Annotated in this window: 17 protein-coding genes; 8 read left to right on the forward strand and 9 right to left on the reverse strand. The window is 71.4% G+C overall.

Going from position 1 to position 18,572, the window contains the following annotated elements:
- The first annotated feature begins 76 nt into the window (after positions 1 to 76).
- The 3 genes from ABZS77_RS03260 (at position 77) to ABZS77_RS03270 (ending at position 4,375) form a co-directional block, all read left to right on the forward strand.
- Positions 77 to 613 (forward strand): type 1 glutamine amidotransferase domain-containing protein, encoded by a 537-nt coding sequence (locus ABZS77_RS03260; RefSeq protein WP_354816312.1) that lies wholly within the window; start codon positions 77 to 79, stop codon positions 611 to 613.
- A gap of 167 nt (positions 614 to 780) precedes the next feature.
- Positions 781 to 2,457, forward strand: coding sequence for an MDR family MFS transporter (locus tag ABZS77_RS03265; protein WP_354816315.1), 1,677 nt, complete (start codon positions 781 to 783; stop codon positions 2,455 to 2,457).
- 229 nt (positions 2,458 to 2,686) lie between these two features.
- On the forward strand, positions 2,687 to 4,375 hold the full coding sequence (locus tag ABZS77_RS03270; protein ID WP_354816318.1) for a hypothetical protein: 1,689 nt from the start codon (positions 2,687 to 2,689) through the stop codon (positions 4,373 to 4,375).
- 44 nt (positions 4,376 to 4,419) lie between these two features.
- Here the strand turns inward: ABZS77_RS03270 and ABZS77_RS03275 are convergent, their stop codons facing one another.
- A complete protein-coding gene (locus ABZS77_RS03275) occupies positions 4,420 to 4,911 on the reverse strand; it encodes an NUDIX domain-containing protein (RefSeq protein ID WP_354816320.1) in 492 nt (163 codons plus the stop codon).
- Between the two features lie 71 nt (positions 4,912 to 4,982).
- Between ABZS77_RS03275 and ABZS77_RS03280 the strand changes: the two genes are divergently transcribed.
- Positions 4,983 to 6,617: a fatty acid--CoA ligase gene (locus ABZS77_RS03280; RefSeq protein ID WP_354817160.1), complete on the forward strand. Its 1,635-nt coding sequence runs from the start codon at positions 4,983 to 4,985 to the stop codon at positions 6,615 to 6,617.
- 187 nt (positions 6,618 to 6,804) lie between these two features.
- On the opposite strand, the gene ABZS77_RS03285 is transcribed toward ABZS77_RS03280, so the two are convergent.
- The 6 genes from ABZS77_RS03285 to ABZS77_RS03310 form a co-directional block, all read right to left on the reverse strand.
- Positions 6,805 to 7,815, reverse strand: coding sequence for an NADPH:quinone reductase (locus tag ABZS77_RS03285; RefSeq protein ID WP_354816322.1), 1,011 nt, complete (start codon positions 7,813 to 7,815; stop codon positions 6,805 to 6,807).
- A gap of 69 nt (positions 7,816 to 7,884) precedes the next feature.
- Positions 7,885 to 8,538 carry an HAD family phosphatase gene (locus ABZS77_RS03290; RefSeq protein WP_354816325.1) on the reverse strand — a complete coding sequence of 218 codons (654 nt, stop codon included), beginning with the start codon at positions 8,536 to 8,538 and terminating at the stop codon, positions 7,885 to 7,887.
- Between the two features lie 32 nt (positions 8,539 to 8,570).
- Positions 8,571 to 9,428 (reverse strand): hypothetical protein, encoded by an 858-nt coding sequence (locus tag ABZS77_RS03295; protein WP_354816328.1) that lies wholly within the window; start codon positions 9,426 to 9,428, stop codon positions 8,571 to 8,573.
- A gap of 148 nt (positions 9,429 to 9,576) precedes the next feature.
- Positions 9,577 to 10,299, reverse strand: coding sequence for an FKBP-type peptidyl-prolyl cis-trans isomerase (locus tag ABZS77_RS03300; RefSeq protein WP_354817163.1), 723 nt, complete (start codon positions 10,297 to 10,299; stop codon positions 9,577 to 9,579).
- Between the two features lie 100 nt (positions 10,300 to 10,399).
- Positions 10,400 to 11,038 (reverse strand): DUF4241 domain-containing protein, encoded by a 639-nt coding sequence (locus ABZS77_RS03305; protein ID WP_354816331.1) that lies wholly within the window; start codon positions 11,036 to 11,038, stop codon positions 10,400 to 10,402.
- Between the two features lie 72 nt (positions 11,039 to 11,110).
- Complete coding sequence (locus ABZS77_RS03310; protein WP_354816334.1) at positions 11,111 to 12,136, reverse strand: Ku protein; 1,026 nt, start codon at positions 12,134 to 12,136, stop codon at positions 11,111 to 11,113.
- An 85-nt stretch (positions 12,137 to 12,221) separates the two neighbouring features.
- Between ABZS77_RS03310 and ligD (ABZS77_RS03315) the strand changes: the two genes are divergently transcribed.
- Both ligD (ABZS77_RS03315) and ligD (ABZS77_RS03320) read left to right on the forward strand, forming a co-directional pair.
- Positions 12,222 to 13,163 (forward strand): non-homologous end-joining DNA ligase, encoded by a 942-nt coding sequence (gene ligD, locus ABZS77_RS03315; protein ID WP_354816336.1) that lies wholly within the window; start codon positions 12,222 to 12,224, stop codon positions 13,161 to 13,163.
- On the forward strand, positions 13,153 to 14,064 hold the full coding sequence (gene ligD / locus ABZS77_RS03320; RefSeq protein ID WP_354816338.1) for a non-homologous end-joining DNA ligase: 912 nt from the start codon (positions 13,153 to 13,155) through the stop codon (positions 14,062 to 14,064). Before ligD (ABZS77_RS03315) ends, ligD (ABZS77_RS03320) begins: the two co-directional genes overlap by 11 nt.
- Positions 14,065 to 14,453: 389 nt before the next feature.
- Here ligD (ABZS77_RS03320) and ABZS77_RS03325 read toward each other — a convergent pair whose 3' ends face one another.
- On the reverse strand, positions 14,454 to 15,551 hold the full coding sequence (locus tag ABZS77_RS03325) for a hypothetical protein (protein ID WP_354816341.1): 1,098 nt from the start codon (positions 15,549 to 15,551) through the stop codon (positions 14,454 to 14,456).
- A 145-nt stretch (positions 15,552 to 15,696) separates the two neighbouring features.
- On the opposite strand from ABZS77_RS03325, the gene ABZS77_RS03330 reads away from it, so the two are divergent.
- Positions 15,697 to 16,449 (forward strand): TIGR03089 family protein, encoded by a 753-nt coding sequence (locus ABZS77_RS03330; protein WP_354816344.1) that lies wholly within the window; start codon positions 15,697 to 15,699, stop codon positions 16,447 to 16,449.
- 1 nt (position 16,450) lies between these two features.
- On the opposite strand, the gene ABZS77_RS03335 is transcribed toward ABZS77_RS03330, so the two are convergent.
- The gene (locus ABZS77_RS03335) at positions 16,451 to 17,113 is read right to left on the reverse strand and encodes a tetratricopeptide repeat protein (RefSeq protein WP_354816347.1); all 663 of its coding nucleotides are present in this window, start codon (positions 17,111 to 17,113) and stop codon (positions 16,451 to 16,453) included.
- Between the two features lie 217 nt (positions 17,114 to 17,330).
- Here ABZS77_RS03335 and ABZS77_RS03340 point away from each other — a divergent pair, with 217 nt between their 5' ends.
- Positions 17,331 to 18,284: a zinc metalloprotease gene (locus ABZS77_RS03340; RefSeq protein ID WP_354816350.1), complete on the forward strand. Its 954-nt coding sequence runs from the start codon at positions 17,331 to 17,333 to the stop codon at positions 18,282 to 18,284.
- Positions 18,285 to 18,572: the final 288 nt, after the last annotated feature.

Consider the following 18,572-nt stretch of genomic DNA (forward strand, 5'->3'; position numbering starts at 1 on the left):
TACCGGCTGGGGCTGTTTCGGGCGTTGCGGGCCGGGAAGGGAACTGTGGTACCCCTCGGAAAGGAGATGTACCGAGATGGCAGCGACACTTCAGGGCAAGCGGATCGCCTTCCTGGCCGCCGACGGCGTGGAGGAGGTCGAGTACGTCCAGCCGCGCGAGGCGGTCGAGAAGGCCGGCGCGACGGCCGAGCTGGTCTCGCTCAAGCCCGGTTCCATCCAGGCGTTCAACCACCTGGACAAGTCCAGGACGTACGACGTGGACGTCACCGCGGACAAGGCGGACGCGGGCGGCTACGACGCGCTGGTGCTGCCCGGCGGGGTGGCGAACCCGGACTTCCTGCGCGGCGACCCGGACGCGGTGCGGTTCGTCAAGGCGTTCTTCGACGCGGGCAAGCCGGTCGGGGTGATCTGCCACGGCCCGTGGACGCTGATCGAGGCCGACGTGGTGCGGGGCAGGCGGATCACCTCGTGGCCGACCCTGCGGACCGACCTGACGAACGCCGGCGCCACATGGGTCGACGAGGAGTGTGTGACGGACGGCAACCTGACCAGCAGCCGCAACCCCGACGACCTCCCCGCCTTCTGCGCCCAGATCACCAAAACCTTCGCCTGACCCTCCCCGGCCCGTCCCGGGCCCCGGCCCGGCCACCGTTGATCAAGAGGTTTGCGTCACGACGCGCGAGTCGGATGACGCAAACCTCTTGATCATTGTGCTGTACGGGGTTGCGAGGTTTTTGTGGCGCGGGGGCATGTTCCCTGTTGGTCGGGAAAGAGGGCTTGATGACCACCGAAGCCTCCGCCGCGCCGGTGCTGAACCGTCAGCAGATCCGGCTGCTCATGATCGGTCTGATGACCGGGATGCTGCTGGCCGCACTCGACCAGACAATCGTCGGTACGGCCCTGCCGACAATCGTCGGTGAGCTGGGCGGCATCAACCACTACTCGTGGGTGGTGACCGCGTACCTGCTCGCCTCGACGGCGTCGACGCCGCTCTACGGCAAGATGGCCGACCTGTACGGGCGCCGCCCGGTGTTCCTGTTCTCGATCGGCACGTTCCTGGTCGGGTCGCTGCTGGCGGGGCTGTCCCAGAACATGACCCAGTTGATCGTCACCCGGGGCATCCAGGGTCTGGGCGCCGGTGGTCTGCTGACGTTGGCGTTCACCATCATCTCGGACGTCGTGTCACCCCGGGAGCGTGGCCGCTACCAGGGATTGTTCGGCGCGGTCTTCGGGATCTCGTCGGTGGCCGGGCCGCTGGTCGGCGGTTACTTCGCCGAGACCGACTGGCGGTGGATCTTCTACATCAACGTGCCGCTGGCGATCCTGGCGATCGTGGTCTGCTACCACGTGATGCGGTTGATCCCGTTCCAGCGCCGCGACCACGCGATCGACTGGCTCGGCGCCGGTCTGCTCGTCGCCGGGGTGAGCTGCCTGCTGTTGGCGTTGAGCTGGGGCGGCAGCGAGTACGCGTGGGGCTCCGGGGTGATCATCGGGTTGTTCGTCGCGGGTGCCGTGCTCGCCGCGCTCTTCCTGCTTCAGGAGGCCCGGGTCGCCGAACCCATCCTGCCGCTGCGCCTGTTCCGCAGCGCCACGTTCGCGCTCGCCAACGCGGCCGGGTTCGTGCTCGGTCTGGTGATGTTCGGGTCGATCATCTTCATCCCGCTGTACCTCCAGATCGTCAAGGGCGCCTCGCCGACCCGCAGCGGTCTGCTGATGCTGCCGATGATGACCGGCATCATCGTCACCTCCATCCTCACCGGGCGGGCGATGAGCCGGATCGGCCGGTACAAGTGGTTCCCGGTCGCCGGGTCGGTGACCCTGCTGGTCGGCATGTTCCTGTTCACCCAGTTGAAGGTGGGCACCTCGCTCTGGCTCGCGTTCGCCTTCATGGTGGTGATCGGCGTCGGCCTGGGGCTCTGCATGCAGTCCCTGGTTCTCGCGGTGCAGAACGCGGTCGCCGTACGCGACCTGGGCGCCGGCACCTCGTCGGCGACGTTCTTCCGGTCACTTGGCGGTTCGTTCGGGGTGGCGATCCTCGGCGCGGTGCTCTCCACGAGGCTCGCCGGGGGGTTGTCCGACCGGCTGCCCGGCGCGATCGCCCAGCTCCCGCCGCAGCAGCAGGCGCAGGTGGCGGCGAGCGGCGGCACGAACATCTCGATCAACGACCCGGCGACCATCATGGCCCTGCCCGGGCCGGTGCGGGCGGCGATCCAGAACGCCTTCGTCGACGCGCTCGACATGGTCTTCCTGACCGCCGGCCTGATCGCGATCGTGGCCGTGGTGGTCACCCTGGCGCTGCCCAACAAGGAACTGCGCGGCGCCGGTCCGCAGGGCGCCAAGGGCGGTGCCGACCCGCTCGGCGGCGAGGCTCCGGCACCGGGTGGCAAGCCGCTGACCCGCGAGTCCAAGGAGGAGGCGGCCGCCGACATGGAGGCCAAGTCCCAGACGATGATCTGACCTCGCCGCCAGCGGTGGCGGTCTACGGCGAACGTACCACCAGGTCGCGGTCCGCTCCGGGCATCGTCCACGATGGCCCGATCATGTAACGGAATCATGGTTGTCGACGTCCTACAGGGGGAACCGCTGAGCGCGGTTCCCCGGCCGGCCCGCACGGGGCGTACCGGCCGGTGCCGCCCGCGACCGGCTCGCCGGCCGCGCGCGGTCTCCTACCAATCGGGGGACGTGCATGTCTCAACATCTCGGGCGCCGCCTGCTCGGCGCCGGCCTCGCGCTGCTCACCGCAGCCGCAGCGGTCGCGGCGACTCCGGTCGCAGCCTCCGCAGCCGGCCGGGCCGACCTGCGGCTCGACCTGACCACCGTCAGCTCCTCGGCCCTGATCCGACCGGATCACGCGGAGGTGGTCGTACGGGCCACCGTCGACAACATCGGCGCGGCGGGCGTGAACGACGTCAAGGTCTCCTTCAGGCTGCCCGCCGGCAGCTCGATCGTCGGCGGCCCGGCCTGGCGGTGCGACCACACCACGTTCGAGTGCGTCCACATCTACGGTCCGGTGCCGGCCGGCGGCTCGGCCGAGCCGCTGCAGATCTACCTCGGCCTGCCGCTCGGCCCGGCCGGGACGGTCGCCACGATCGGGGCGACGGTCTCGACCACCGCCCGCGAGGTGACCAGGACCAACAACACCGACCAGGTCCGGGTGACCTACGCGCACAACGCGGACCTGGATCTGCTGCCCGGCCCGGACACCGGTGTGTGGGGCGAGACGGACGTACCGCTCGAGGGCGGCCCGATCGAGCCGATGTTCACAGTCAAGAACGTCGGGACGGCGACCGCGCGGGACCTCCGGCTGGTCATCGACCGGCCGGCCGGTGTCACGCTCGACGGTGCGCCGTCCGGCGCTGGCTGGGCCTGCGACCTGGCGTCGACGCCGCTGGTCTGCACCGCAGGTCCGCTGGCCCCGGACACCACCACCGCCCTCACCGTCCCGATGCGGGCCGCGGCCGGCACCGACGGCGAACGTTTCGGCGTGCGCGGTCGGGTCACCACGTCCAGCACGGAGTGGCTGACCGACTCGAACAACGAGACGGACGTGCTGTACCGCTACGTCGGACCCGGCCCGGTGGACGCCACCGACATCGCGGTCACCAACGTGGTGCTCCTCGACGACCAGGTGGTCGCGGGTGACACCGTGCCGGTCGGTGTGGTGGTGGAGAACCTGTCCGACCAGCCGGCCGAGAACGTCCGGGTCCGCCTGACGCTCGCCCCCACGGTGCGGCCGACGGCCGGCGGCGGCGCCGGCAATCCGGACTGGGCCTGTGCTCCGGGGCAGGAGGCCGGGACCGGCGTCTGGTACTGGGAGTGCCAGCGGGACGCCGTGTACCGGGGGGAGTACCACTACCTTCCGCTCGACGTCACGGTCGGCGCCGGTACGCCTGCCGGTCAGCTGACCTTCACCGCCGGGGTGATCTCCACGAACCCGGACACCGACCAGGCCAACAACAGCCGTTCCGCGACGACCAGTTACCTGCCGCAGGGCAGCGTTCGCGGCACCGGCTGGTACGACGAGGACCGCGACGGCCAGCGGGACGCCGGTGAGCCGCTGATCGGCTACGAGCCGCCGGTGAACAGGTTGACGTTCATCCCCGAGGGCGAGTCCCCGATCGAGGCACCCACGTCCGGATTCTCGATCTACGGCGGCTACGACCGGGCGCTGCCGCCGGGACGGTACGTGGTCCGGGCCGGGCTGACCTACGGCTGGCTGCCCACCACCCCGGACGTCGGGGACGACGCCACCGACTCGGACGTCACCCTGGTGCCGGAGTCGCCGTACAACGCCCCCTACGGCGACAGCGCGGTGATCGAGGTGGTGGACGGCGGTGTGGTGACGATCGACGTCGGTGTGGTGCCGGCGACCTGATCCGACAAGGTGAGGCCCCGGAGTCAACCGGCTCCGGGGCCTTCCTACTTGAGGATCAGGCGGTTGGTCTGCTCGAAGACGTCCAGGTCGGCAAGTGTTTCCAGGACCGAGGAGGAGAGCGGTGCGGGGAACCGGTCCCGGGGGAAGAAGCCGGCGTCGGTGGTCTCGTCGGTGGTCCGGCTGAGCTGCCCGTCCCACTCCTCGACCTTGAACGCCGTGGTGAAGACCTGGTAGGTGTGCCCGTACATGTTGGTGCTGGTCCGGTCCGGGCCGGTGTAGAGGGCGAACGCGCACACCCGCAGCGCCCGCAGCCCGGTCTCCTCGCGGACCTCCCGCACCGCGCAGTCGGCGATCGACTCGCCGAGTTCCATCGCCCCGGCGGGCATGGCCCACTGGCCGTTGTCGGAACGCTGGATCAGCAGGATGCGTCCGGCGTTGTCGCTGACCACGGCACGGGCGCCGACGAACATCAGCGTCCGGTCCCCGGCGAGCGCGCGTAACTGTCCCACGTACGAATCGGCCCAGGAGATGCTCACCTGCGACAATTTACGGGGGTTCCCAAGGTGTGACCGGCGACACTAGCTTGTTACCCATGCGTAGCACGATGATGGACGCCCCCCTTCAGGTCTCCCGGATCCTCGACCACGGCGCCACCGTGCACGGCGCGGCGGAGGTGGTCACCTGGACCGGCGCCGAACCCCGCCGGATGACGTACGCCGAGGTGGGCAGGACGGCCGCCCGGCTGGCACACGCGCTGCGCGACGAGTGCGGGGTGACCGGCGACGAGCGGGTCGCCACCTTCATGTGGAACAACAACGAGCACCTGGTCGCCTACTTCGCGGTGCCGAGCATGGGCGCGGTGCTGCACACCCTCAACATCCGGCTCTTTCCCGACCAGGTCGTCTACATCGCCAACCACGCCGAGGACCGGGTGGTGCTGGTGGACAGCACCCTCATTCCGCTGCTGGCCCGGGTGATCGGCGAGCTGACCACGGTGCGGCACGTGGTGGTGGTCGGCGGCGGCGATCCGGCTCCGCTGGTCGCGGCGTCCGGCGACCGGATCACCGTGCACCACTGGGACGCGCTCCTCGCCGACCGTCCCGACGTGTACGACTGGCCCGAGGTGGACGAGCGCGACGCGGCGGCGCTCTGCTACACCTCCGGCACCACCGGCAACCCGAAGGGTGTGGCGTACTCGCACCGGTCGATCTACCTGCACTCGTTGCAGGTCTGCATGCCGGAGGGCTTCGGTCTCGGGCCGACCCACCGGGAGTTGGCCATCGTGCCGATGTTCCACGCCATGTCGTGGGGCCTGCCGTACGCGGCGTTCCTCTCCGGCGCGTCGATGATCATGCCGGACCGGTTCCTCCAGGCCGCGCCGATCGCCGAGATGATCGCCGCCGAGCGGCCCACCCTGGCCGGCGCGGTGCCGACGATCTGGACCGACCTGCTGGCGTACCTGGACGACCACGACGTGGACACCTCCTCGCTCACCGAGGTGATCGTGGGCGGGTCGGCGTGTCCGCCGGCGTTGATGCACGCGTTCGACGAGCGGCACGGGGTCGACGTCATCCACGCCTGGGGGATGACCGAGATGTCCCCGCTGGGGTCGGTCTCCCGCCCGCCCGCCGGGGCGAGCGGTGAGCAGGTGTGGCAGTACCGCTACACACAGGGACGGGTGCCGGCAGGCGTGCAGGCGCGCATCGTCGGCCCGCTGGGCGAGCCGATGCCCGCCGACGGCACCGCCGTGGGGGAGCTGGAGGTCCGGGGGCCGTGGGTGACCGCGCGGTACGTCGGCGACGACGTCCCGGACCCCGAGAAGTTCCGGGACGGCTGGCTGCGTACGGGGGATGTGGGCACGCTCTCGCCGGACGGGTACATCACGTTGACCGACCGCGCCAAGGACGTGATCAAGTCCGGTGGTGAGTGGATCTCGTCGGTGGAGTTGGAGAACGCGCTGATGGCGCACCCGGCGGTGCTGGAGGCGTGCGTGGTGGGCGTGCCCGACGAGCGGTGGGACGAGCGGCCGCTGGCGACGGTGGTGGTCCGCGAGGGCGCCTCGGTGACCGCCGAGGAGCTGCGTGACTTCCTGGCCGGGTCGGTGGCCCGTTGGCAGTTGCCCGAGCGGTGGGCGTTCATCGACGCGGTGCCGAAGACGAGCGTCGGCAAGTTCGACAAGAAGGTCGTCCGTTCGCAGTACGCCGGGGGCGAGCTGAGTGTCCGGGAGCTGACAGCCCCGTAACGTTTTTCCAGGCACCGTCGCCTGGTGGGTGAGGGATTACTCCTGACATTCCTCCCCAGGGGGCGGCCCCGGCGTTCGCACCGCGCCGGGGCCGCCCTTTCCACGCGGGGCGACCCGCACTGTCATTGTTGCGAAACTTGTTCGCCTTTGTCCCGATGACGGGGAAATCGGATGCCGAGCGACCCGATCAGGCGTCGCTGGTGCTGATCAGCACCTTGCCCACCGCCGCGTCCTCCACCGCCTGGTGTGCGGCGGCCGCCTCCGCCAGCGCATAGCGGTGCAGCGGCAGGCCCGCCTCCGCGCCGACCCGGATACCGCCCTGGTTGGCCGCCGCCGCCACGTCGACCACCCCCTGCGCCTTGGCCGCCTTCGGCTCCGTGTACACCAGCACGAACTGCCACCGGGCGTTCGGCACCATCATCGGCCGGATCGGGATGGTCACCTCGCCCCCGCCGTCGTCGGCGTACATGCAGACCGCGCCGCCGTGCCGCAACACCTGTACGTCGATGGCGGCGTTCCGGGCCGGCGAGACCTCCACGATCGTGTGCACCCCGTCGGGGGCGATCCGACGGACCTCCTCGACCACGTCCTGCTCCCGGTAATTGATCACGTGGGAGGCGCCGGCCGCCGCCGCGAGCTGCGCCTTCTCCGCGCTGCTTACCGTGGCGATCACCGTCGCGTCGGCCCAGCGGGCCAACTGGATCGCCGCGTTGCCGACCGCACCCGCCCCGCCCTGCACCAGCACCGTGTGATCGGCAAGCGCGCCGGCGCGCAGCGCGTCAGGCATGAACTCACCAGCGGTCAGACAGCGGTGCGCGGTGAGGAACGGGATGCCCAGGGCGGCCCCCACCTCGAACGAGGCGTCACCCAGGCGTACGACCTGCCGGACCGGCACCAGCGTGTACTCCGCGGCGGTGCCCCACGGCCGCTGCCAGGCCGCCTCCCAGATCCAGACCCGCTCACCGATCAGCTCACCGCCGACCCCCTCGCCGACCGCCTCCACCACACCCGCGCCGTCCTGCCCGGGGATCTGCCACCCCTGCGGCGCGGCGGAGCGGCGGGACTTCCAGTCCGTCGGATTCACCCCCGAGACGGCCACCCGGACCAGGACCTCGCCCGCACCCGGCTCCGGCACCGGCCGGTCGACCAGCTCCAGCACCGAAGGATCGCCGGTGCGCTCGTACACGATGGCTTTCATCCGTGGTCTCCTCACCCTGCACGGCATCCGCGCCGAGCACCGCGGCTGCGGTACCCGGCTCAGCCTCGATCAACCCAGGTCGTCCACCAGCTCCGGGGTCAACTCGCCGATCGCGGCGAGCGACACCACGGCCAGCCCCGCCGCGTCCGGGTCGAGAGGGTACGACCCGTGCGGCACCGCCACCACCCGCATTCCCGCCGCCGCGGCGGACCGGACCCCGTTCGACGAGTCCTCCACGGCCACGCAACGAGCCGGGTCCACGCCGAGGTGCCGCGCCACGCTCAGGTACACGTCCGGCGCCGGCTTACCGCGTTCGGTCTCCTCGGTGGACAGGGTCGTCACGAACGCGTCGGTGAGGCCGGTGGCGGCCAGTGCCGCCGCGATCAGCCGGGTCGGCGACGAACTCGCCAGCCCCAGCGGCCACCGCGCGGCCAACCGACGCACCACCTCGTCGGCACCGTCGATCAGGGGTACGTGATCCCGGTAGCGCCGGGTCATCTCCTCGACCACCTCGTCGGCGACCTGCCCGGCGGTGCGGTCCACCCCCAGCTCGCCGCTGAGGTAGTGCGCCCACTCGCCGGTGCTCATGCCCATCAACCGGCGCTGCGTGTCCGGTTGCCAGGTGCCGCCGTGCGCCGCCACGTACGCCCGCCGGACCTCCTCCCACACCGGCTCGGAATCCACGATCACGCCGTCCAGGTCGAAGACCACCGCATCCGCCACGGACCCATCCTGCCCGACGGGCGGGTGTCGGGTCAGCCGGGCAGCGCGGGCAGCCCGATCGGACTGCCCTCTGGGATCAGCGTGTGGCAGGACCGGGCGATCGGTTCCAACAGCTCCCGCAGCCGGTCCGTGTCGTCGGGGCCGAGGGCCTCCCACGGGTGGGCGGCAGCCCGGTCAGTGGCGTCCTCGACCGCCTGGAAGCCGGCACGGCCGTGGTCGGTGGCGGTGCCGTCGGGAGTCAGCCAGCCCCGCCGCGCCAGCCGCTCACGGGCGGCCTGCCACTGCTCCTCGGACCAGCCACGGCCGAGCAGGTTCACCGGCGACATGTCCACGGCGACCCGGTACGCCAGCGTCTCCACCGGGTCCAGGCCCGCGGCCACCAGCGCCGCCACGTGCCCGTCCCCCCGGTGCTCGCGCAGCGTGGTCGCGGCCTGCCACATCCGCGCCAGCGGGTACTCCCCGATCGGCAGTGCCGCGTTGACCGCGCCGAGCACCCGACCGGCCGTCTGCGCCGACCCGGCGGCCCGCTCCAACAGGTCGGCGGTCTCCGCCAGATGCGTCTCCGGCAGCTCGTACGTCAGCTCGGCGAGGGCCTGCACCGCACCGGTCAGCCGGGCCCGCAGCGCCTCCTGCGGGGTGGCCAACCGCCACACCGCCGGCAGGGCCCGGGCCACCATCGGCGGCGCGAAGGTGAAGAACGCGGAGATCACCGGGGCCGCCTCGGTGGCGCCCAGCGGAGCGGACCGACCGGCGAAGTAACCCCGCCAGTATCCGCGCAGCCCGACCGCCTCGTACGCGGCCCGCGCCCGCGGGTGGAAGTAGGTGACCGCGTGCACCGGTTCGAAGTGCGTCCACATCAACCGGGCGGTCCGCCCAGGCTCATCCGTCACGTGCACCTCCGCGTCCGGTCCGCATGGTCGCCCCGGACGGCGGGCCGCCCGGGGTGACGCCGAACCTACTGCCGGAGGGTGACGGGCCGGAAGCCCCATGTGAACAACTCCATCGCGTCCCGGCGACAAGCGGGACGATCCGGGCAGGTCACTGGGCGGCGAGCACATCCACCACGAAACGCAGCGGCCCGGTCGGGCGCCCACCGGCGGCGGCCTCGTCGTTGCCGTACGCCAGCTCGCCCGGAATGTCGAGCTGCACCCGGCTGCCCACGGTCACGCCGACCAGGCCCTGGTCCCAGCCGGGGATGACCTGACCGACGCCGATCGGGAAGGAGGCCGGCTGGCCGGCTTTCCAGGACGAGTCGAACTCCTTGCCGTCCTTGTAGAAGACGCCCACGTAGTTGGTCGTGATGGTCTGCCCCTGCTTCACCGCCGGGCCGGTCCCCTTGATCACGGGGGTGACCGTGAGCTTCTTCAGCTCGCCCTTGCCCGCCGTCACCTTCGGCTTGGTGCCCAGCGCCGGGTCGGCGTCCTTCGGCAACTGCGGAGCCGGGGGCGCGGTGGGGGCGTCGTCCGCGGCCGGGGCGGAGGCGGTGGGGGTCGCGGCGGCCTGGTTCGCGGACTTGTCGTCGTCGCCCCGCGTCTTGTCGACCCACACGAAACCACCGATCAGCAGCGCCATCACGGCGATGCCGGCGAGACCGCCCGCCCACGCGTTGCGGCGGCGCTTCGCCTCGGCGGCCTTCTGCTCCGCCAGCTGGGCGGCCAACCGCCGCCCCGCCTTCGTCGCCGGGCTCTGGCCCTCCGACCGGTTCTGCTGCGTCCGCTCGCTCACGTCGTCGACTCCCTGCTGCGAAGGTGTGGCCGGCACCCGGTGCCGGGGGGAAAGCCGACGCACACGGTACCCGCCCGGCGGCCTGCCGTGCCCGCCGCGGACGGCACGGATCGCCCAGGGGCGCCCTCGGAGGCGGTTATCCCGGGACGACCATGAAGTCGGTCACGAACGAGGTGACCCGCCCGTCGGCGGTACGGCCGATCCAGGTGCCGTAGCAACCGTCACCCCAGCCGGTGGTGACGGTGACGACGTTCGCGCCGGTGGCCTCGTCCAGCACGGCGGCGATCAAGCCGGGGACCGGCGACGACGGCAGCTCGGCCGGGATGAAGACCTCCTCGACGCGTTCCTCGTCCCAGCCCTCCAGGGCGGCCAGAGCGGTCGGGTCGGCGAGGGTGCCGATGCCCGCGTCCACGCCGTACCCGAAGTAGTCGTCGGCGCCGAGCTTGGCGACGTCCTGGTCGCCCGCGACGGCCGGCTCCCACCGGCTGGCCGGCTCCTCGGCGACGACCAGCTCGAACGCGGCCACCCGCCGGTCCACCTCGGCGTCCTCCCGCAGCACCACGGCCACCCAGGCGCGGGCGGAATACCGCCCCGGCGGCACCGCGACGGTGAACGGCTCGGCATCGGGGCAGACCAGCGGATCGCACCCGACCACCTGGCCGGTCGGCAGCACGATGTCGCCCGCCGGGTGGACCTCGACCACGTAGGAGCCGTGCTGGTCGGTGAAACGGGCGCCGGGCGTCAACAACCGACCCAGATCAGGGGTGTACGGCATGGGGGCTCCTCCGGTGGCCACTGGCCGGCGGAGCGTACCCGGTGCGGCGGACACCGCCGGTGCGGCGTACGGTCAGGCGCTCTTGCGGGGTGCGGTCTTGCGGGCGGCTGTCTTCTTCGCCGGTTCCGCCTTCTTCGCTGGTGTCTTCTTCGCCGCGGTCTTCTTCGCCGGCTCGGTGGTCTTCTTCTCCGCCGTCTTCTTCGCGGCGGCCTTCTTCGCGGGCGCCTTGGTCGCCTTCTTCTCGGCCGTCTTCTGCGCCGAACGCGCCGACGAGATGGGCGTCGGCTCGCCGCCTCCGCCGCCCCGCGCGGGCTGCTCGCCACGGGCCGCCCGGGCCCGGTCGACCGACGCCTTCAGCGCGGCCATCAGGTCGACCGCCGCGGCCGGGGCCTCCTCGGCCTCCTCCGGCTGCACGACCTCCCGACCCTCCACCTTGGCGTCGATGACCTCCTGCAACGCCGCCCGGTAGTCGTCGGTGAAGACGTCCGGCTCGAACTCGCCGGTCATCGAGTCGATCAGCGAGCTGGCCATCGCCAGTTCCGGTGGACGCACCTTGAGGTCCTCGTCGAGGAAACCGAAGTCGGGGGTACGGATCTCGTCCGGCCAGAGCATCGTGTTGAGCAGCAGGACGCCCTCGCGTACCCGCAGCGTGGCGAGCTGCTCCCGCTGGCGCAGCGCCACCTTGACGATTGCCACCCGCTCCGAGTCGATGAGCGCGTCGCGCAGCAGCACGTACGGCTTGGTGGCCGTGCCCTCCGGCTCCAGGAAGTACGCCTTGTTGTAGAGGATCGGGTCGACCTGCTCGGCGGGGACGAACTCCAGCACGTCGATCGCGCGGGAACTGGTCAGCGGCAGGTCGGCGAAGTCCTCGTCGGTGAGGATCACCATCTCGCCGCCGCCGATGTCGTAGCCCTTGGCGATGTCGTCGTAGGTGACCTCCTCGCCGCAGACCGAGCAGGTGCGCTTGTAGCGGATCCGCCCGCCGTCCTCGCGGTGCACCTGATGGAACCGGATGTCCTTCTCCTCGGTCGCGGAGTACAACTTCACCCCGATCGAGACGAGCCCGAACGACACGGCTCCCTTCCAGATGGCACGCATCCTGCGCTCCCTTCCCCGGTATCGACCATGCTCGCATCCGAAAGAACCGGACGCGAGGTGTTCGGCCTGCTACTACAGTCGGGTCGTGCCCGGCGCGCCGCTCAAGCCGATGCTCGCGATGACCGGGTCGCTCCCGGCGGGTGACGGCTGGGTGTACGAGTTCAAATGGGACGGCATCCGCGCCCTCGCCGACATCGCCGACGGTGCTCAACGCATGTATGCCCGCTCCGGCGCGGAGATCACCGCCGCGTACCCGGAGCTGGCCACGTTGCACGAGCAGGTCGACGACGCGCTGTTCGACGGGGAGGTCGTGCTGCTCGGTGAGGGTGGGCAGCCGTCGTTCACGGCCCTCGCCGAGCGGATGCACGTCCGGGACCGGAACCGGGCGGCCCGGTTGGCGGCGGTCATGCCGGTGACGTACATGATCTTCGACCTGCTGCGGTGGAACGGCGAGGACCTGACCGGCCGGCCGTACGAGCGCCGTCGTGAGGCCCTGGACGCGCTCGCCCTCGGCGGGGCCCGGTGGGCGGTCTCCCCGGTCTTCTCCGACGGCCCGGCCACCTACGAGGCGGCCGGCGAGCACGGGCTGGAGGGGGTGATGGCGAAGCGGGTCGGCACCGTCTACCGCCCCGGGGTGCGTTCGCCGGACTGGGTGAAGGTCAAGTTGGAGGTGACCGGCGACTTCGTGGTGGGCGGCTGGCGGCCGGGGGCGCGCCGGATCGGCGGCCTGCTGGTCGGGGTGCCCGGGCCGGACGGCCGGTTGATCTACCGGGGGCGGGTCGGTGGCGGGATCGGCGCCGCGATCGAACGCGCTCTCCTCGCCGAACTGGAGCCGCTGCGCTCCGGTGCGTCGCCGTTCGCGGCGGGTGTGCCGCGCGAGGATGCCCGGGGTGCCATCTGGGTAGAACCGAGGGTGGTGGTGGAGGTGAAGTACGGCCAGCGCACCCCGGACGGCCGGCTGCGTTTCCCCCGGGTGCTGCGGTTGCGCCCGGACAAGCCGCCGGAGGAGGTCGACGATGCCGGCTGAGCGGCTACGGGTGGACGTCGAGGGCCGCGCCCTGGAGCTTTCCAACCTGGACAAGGTGCTCTATCCCGCGTCCGGGTTCACCAAGGGCGAGGTGATCGACTATTACACCCGTGTCTCGCCGGTGCTGCTGCCGCACCTGCGGGGCCGGCCGGTGACCCGGATCCGCTTCCCCAACGGGGTGGACGACAAGTCGTTCTTCGAGAAGAACACGCCGGCCGCCACCCCGGACTGGGTGCGCGTGGAGAATCTGCCAGCGCCCGGCTCGACGAAGGGCCGGGAGACGATCGACTACGTGGTCGCCGACGACCTGCCCACCCTGGTATGGCTGGCCAACCTGGCCGCGCTGGAGCTGCACACGCCACAGTGGAAGGTGGGCGAGCACCCGGACATGATGGTCGTCGACCTGGACCCGGGACCGCCGGCCGGGCTCGCCGAGTGCTGCCCGGTGGCGGTGCTGATGCGCGACCGCCTCGCCGACGACGGCATCGACTCGTACCCGAAGACGTCAGGCAAGAAGGGCATGCAGCTCTGCTGCCCGATCGCCGGCGCCCAGTCGTCCGATGTCGTCTCCGACTACGCCAAACGCATCGCCCAGGAGTTGGAGAAGGCGCATCCGAAGCTGATCGTGTCGAAGATGGCGAAGAACCTGCGCCCCGGCAAGGTCTTCATCGACTGGAGCCAGAACAACGCGGCGAAGACCACAGTGGCGCCGTACTCGCTGCGCGCCCAGTCGGTGCCGTCGGTGTCGACGCCGCTGACCTGGGACGAGGTGGAGGCCGGCGCCCGCGGTCGCAGGCCCGCCGTCCGCCAGTTCACCGCCGTCGAGGTCCTGGCCCGGGTCGAGGAGTACGGCGACCTGCTCGCCCCACTGCTCGACGGCGGCCCGGAGTTGCCTCTCTGAGGCGAGGACGGCGGAGCGGTCCCGACGGGGTGCTGCCCTGGCCTGCCGACTGAGAGATGACCGTGAGTGGCTGTGGCGCATTATCGGGTCGATGTCACTGATCGTGAGAGCGTCGATCCCCCCACCCGGACCGACCACCCCCTTTGCTCTGCATACCTATAGGCGCCACCGCGTTGAGCTGCGGGTTCGCGCCGGTCTCGATGGTGGGCGGCCGCAGCCGTGCTCGCACAGCGTGAGCGTCGCGTATAGGTATGCAGAGCAAAGGGGGCGGGGGTGGGTTGGGGGCAGCGCTCGGCGTCACCTTGCGTGATCGGCGTGGCCCGACTCCCGCGTCGCACGATGAACGCCGGGACGGCACGGGTCGGATCCTGGCGGCGCGCGGTGCCGGGTCAGGTGTCGTTGTCAGTGCTCGGGCGCGTCAACTCACTACCAGCGGGCGAAGGGCGTCGCAGCCGCCAGGCGCCGACGACGAGGGCCGCGGTGACGACGGTGACCGCGACGTCGCCGGCCAGGGCCGCCGCCGGGCTCGCCGGGGAGTACGGCGGCACGAGGTACGCGAACGCGGCGGCGCTGACCACGCTCGCCGAACCCGCGGCGAGCACGTGCCGCTGCCCCCAGGTCAGGCTCGATGACCAGTGGACAACCACGGTCCCGACGGTGGCGGCGAGGGCCAGCGCGATGACCACTCCCGCCCAGCCGGGTGTCAGATCGGTGCCGAGGTGGACGAGGACGACCAGCAGACCGACCCAGAGCGGATGCGGCACCCGGCGGACGCGACGCGGGTGGGGGCGACGCCAGCGGGGCAGCAGGGCCACCGCGACCAGGGCGAGGACCACCGCCGTGGCGAAGGCCAGTTGCAGCGGGCTGGCCAGGAAGTTCTTCCGGCCCTCGGGAGAGGTGAAGACCAGCAGGCTGCCGAGCAGGTAGAGCACGCCGACCACCGCCAGGCCGGGTCGTCCGAGCCACGGCCGCAGCCGCCGTTTCGCGCCCAGGAAGGACTCGACGAACACGATCGGCGCGCAGATCGTCAGCACGATGTGGTTGCCCACGTAGTCGAAGGCCTGCCGAAAACTGAAGCCCAGCCCCGGCACCAGCGTCGCCTCGGCCGCCGCCCTGGTGTCGGCGTACTGCGTGTCGTCCAGGTAGTGCGGGTTGAACAGCGACTGGTCGACCAGGCCAGCCTGGAGTACGCCGAACGCGGCGGCGAGCAGCACGATCGTCGGCCAACCCGCGCCGAGGTGCCGGGCGGTCTCCCGGATCAGGATCGCCGCCCCGCCGTACATGGGAGCCAGGCCGATCACCACCGGGAGGAAGCCGTCGATGGCGAAGCCACCCCACGAGCACTCCGCCGCCCAGGGCGCGAGCAGCAGCAACGCGATCACCGGCAGGAGCCGCCAGCGCAGCGGGAGCCGCTCGGTGGCGACCGGGCGGTTGGTGGCGACCGGGTGCTCAGCGGTGGCGGGGGCGGGGTCGGGTCCGGTCGGCATGGGCGCTCCTCGGCGGTGGCGTTTCGCCTGTCACCTCGTACCGTGCGTGGGCCAGCCGGTCAGCCGCTACGGGCACCGGTCGATGACGGGAGCGACCAAAGTCGTTGAGTAGGGTGGATCGACGTCGCACTCGGGGAGCGTGGAGATGCAGACAACCGTTCAAGCCGACCTGGCGACCCGACCCGGCGATGCTGAGAGCCCGCTGCTCAGCTACCGCGACGAGGCGACCGGCGAGCGTGTCGACCTGACCGCGCACCAGGTCGGCGTCTGGGCGGCGCGCAGCGCCAGCCTGCTACGGGACGGCTGCGGGCTCGGCCCCGGCAGCCGCGTAGCGGTGCTACTGCCGCCGCACTGGCGTACCGCGGCGGTGTTGTTGGGGGCCTGGGCGTGCGGCCTGGCGGTGTCGTTCCGGCCCCGCGCCACGGCGGGCCTGCCGGTGCTGGAGCCCGGCGGCGACCGGCCGTTCGACGCGGTCTTCGTGACCCCCGAACGGCAGGACGACTGGTTGGAGGACGTGCCCGACGCCCCGCACCGCTACCTCGTCGGCACCGGGCCGGGCCGCCTGGCCGACGTGCCGCTGGGCTGGCTGGACTGGTCCGCCGAGGTGCTCCGCCACTCGGACGTCACACCCGACCACACCGCCATCCGCCCGTCGGACCCGGCCAGCGCGGACGGCACGACCTACGGCCAGTGGGGTGCGCTCGCCCGGGAGGTCGCCGCGATGCTGGACCTGCACACCAGCGACCGACTGCTCGTCGACGCCGCCGAGCACGAACAGCCGTTGAAGTGGTTGCTCGCGCCGCTGTCGGCTGGTGCGTCCGTGGTCATCAGCGCCAACCTCGACCCGGCGCGACGGGACTCGGTTGTCGCCGCCGAGCAGGTCACCCGAATCCTCTGACCTAGATCCGCGTTCTCGCCTCTTCGACCTGCCGCGCGATGGCATGGGCGCCGTGCGCCTGCGCGATGGCGTTCGCCTCGTCGAGGGTCGCGAGCGCGTCCGCTTGGCGGGCCTGCGCGGCGGCGACGTAGGCCAGCCCGACCATGTTGGCGGCCACGCCCGGCAGCGCTCCGATCTCTCGGCGCAGCCGTGACGACTCCTCCAGCCGCTCGCGCGCCTCATCCAGCCGCCCTGCCATGTGCGCCGCGATGCCCAGGTGTCGCAGTGCCTCGGCCTCGGTCGACCTGTCGCCGACCTGCGCCGCCAGGTGGCGGGACCTCTCCAGGTGCGGAACTGCGGTCTCGTCGTCGCGCCGGATGATCTGATGCAGGCAGCCGATCCAGAACAGCGCCTCGGCCTGGCCGCGTGTGTCTGCGAGGGCCTGGTACAGCTCGCTCGCACGCTCGAACAACGGCAGTTCCGCCGGGTCCTCGACGGGCGACGTGCCGCCCCGGGCGCGTTCGTTGAGATACCGCGCGTGCAGGATCCGCCCGCGAGCCAGCGCGGCGTCGGCCTCCACCGCGTCCAGGTCCCGTTCGGCGTCGGCCAGTAGGTGGCCATCGCCGCTGTACACGGCCTGTTCGTAGAGTTTCCGGGCCCGTTCGATGCGATCTTCGGCGCTCATCGCCGCCCCCGTCCTGGCATCGCCACTGCGTGCCGGATCAGCAGCCTAGTGGTCCACAACCGCGCGGAGCGACCCCAATCAGCGCCGGCCGATCCGGTTCCGTTACATCGGCATATGCCCTGTTCAGAGGGTCTTTTGTGGATGTCGTCGGCGTGTTCTCATACCGGAGCGACGGCATCTTCGACATCGCACCGCTCCCTCACCGAAAGGTGCACCGATGCAGAGCAGATCGACCTTCCGACTGGCGGTCCTCACCGCCACCGCCGCCACGTTCCTGGCGTCCGGCGGCTCGTCCGGGGCGCTGGCCACAGCCGCCCCCGTGACCGCCTCCCCGGGTGTCGCAGCCTGCGCCGACGAGCAGAGCGCCGCCCGGGTCACCGCGAGCGCGACGGCTCAGGAGCCGGAGCTGTACTCCAAGAACGAAGCCAAGGCCTACGGCGTGATCAAGGATGTGCCGCGCCTACCCAACGGCAGCGTCACCATCCCGACGGTCTTCCACATGGTCTCCGACCATCCGCTCAGCGCCGCCGAGACGGCCAGGTGGAACAACCTGATCGCCGCGCAGATGACCGTGCTCAACGACTCGTTCGCGGGCCGCACGGCGGCGGACGCCTCCAACACCCCGTTCCGGTTCTCGCTCGTCGACACGACGTGGACGGTCAACAGCGCCTGGTACACGGTCGAGCCGGGCAAGAACGAGCGGGACATGAAGAAGGCGCTGTACACGGGGGACTCGGAAACCCTGAACGTGTACGCGGCGAACATCGGCGGCGGGCTGCTCGGCTGGGCGTACTTCCCGAAGGGCTACAACAACGGGCGCGACTACATCGACGGTGTGGTGATGCTCGACGAGTCGATGCCGGGCGGCACGGCCGGCAAGTACGCCCTGGGCGACACGCTGACGCACGAGGTCGGGCACTGGCTGATGCTGGAGCACACCTTCGCGCACGGCTGCTCCGCCTCCGGCGACTTCGTCGCGGACACCCCGCGCGAGGCGGCCCCGCAGTTCGACTGCCCGGTGGGTGCGGACTCGTGCACCGCGCCCGGCCTCGACCCGATCCACAACTTCATGGACTACACGCAGGACTCCTGCATGAACATGTTCACCGCCGGTCAGGCCGACCGGATGAGCGACGCCTGGGTGGCGTTCCGCGCCGGCGGCGCCGGATAGCTCACCCAGGTTCGGGGCCGGCGGGTCGCTTCTGCGGCGACCCGCCGGCCCCGTCCGTTTCACCCGTCCGGTGGAGCCCGGTCATTCCGTCGATCCTCACGTTTCGCCTGCTCCTACGCTTCGCCGGAGGCATTCGGCACGGTCACCGGCGGAGGGCACATGGCGTCGAGGCGTACACGTCGGACACTGGTCTCGGCGGTCGCCGGTGGACTGTTCGCCCTCGGCGTCGTCGCGCCCGGTCCGGCGGCGGCGCCAGTGCCCCGCGCGGCTCGGGCCGACGGCCCCACG

Source organism: Micromonospora sp. NPDC005298, from assembly GCF_040607375.1.
Lineage (GTDB): Bacteria > Actinomycetota > Actinomycetes > Mycobacteriales > Micromonosporaceae > Micromonospora.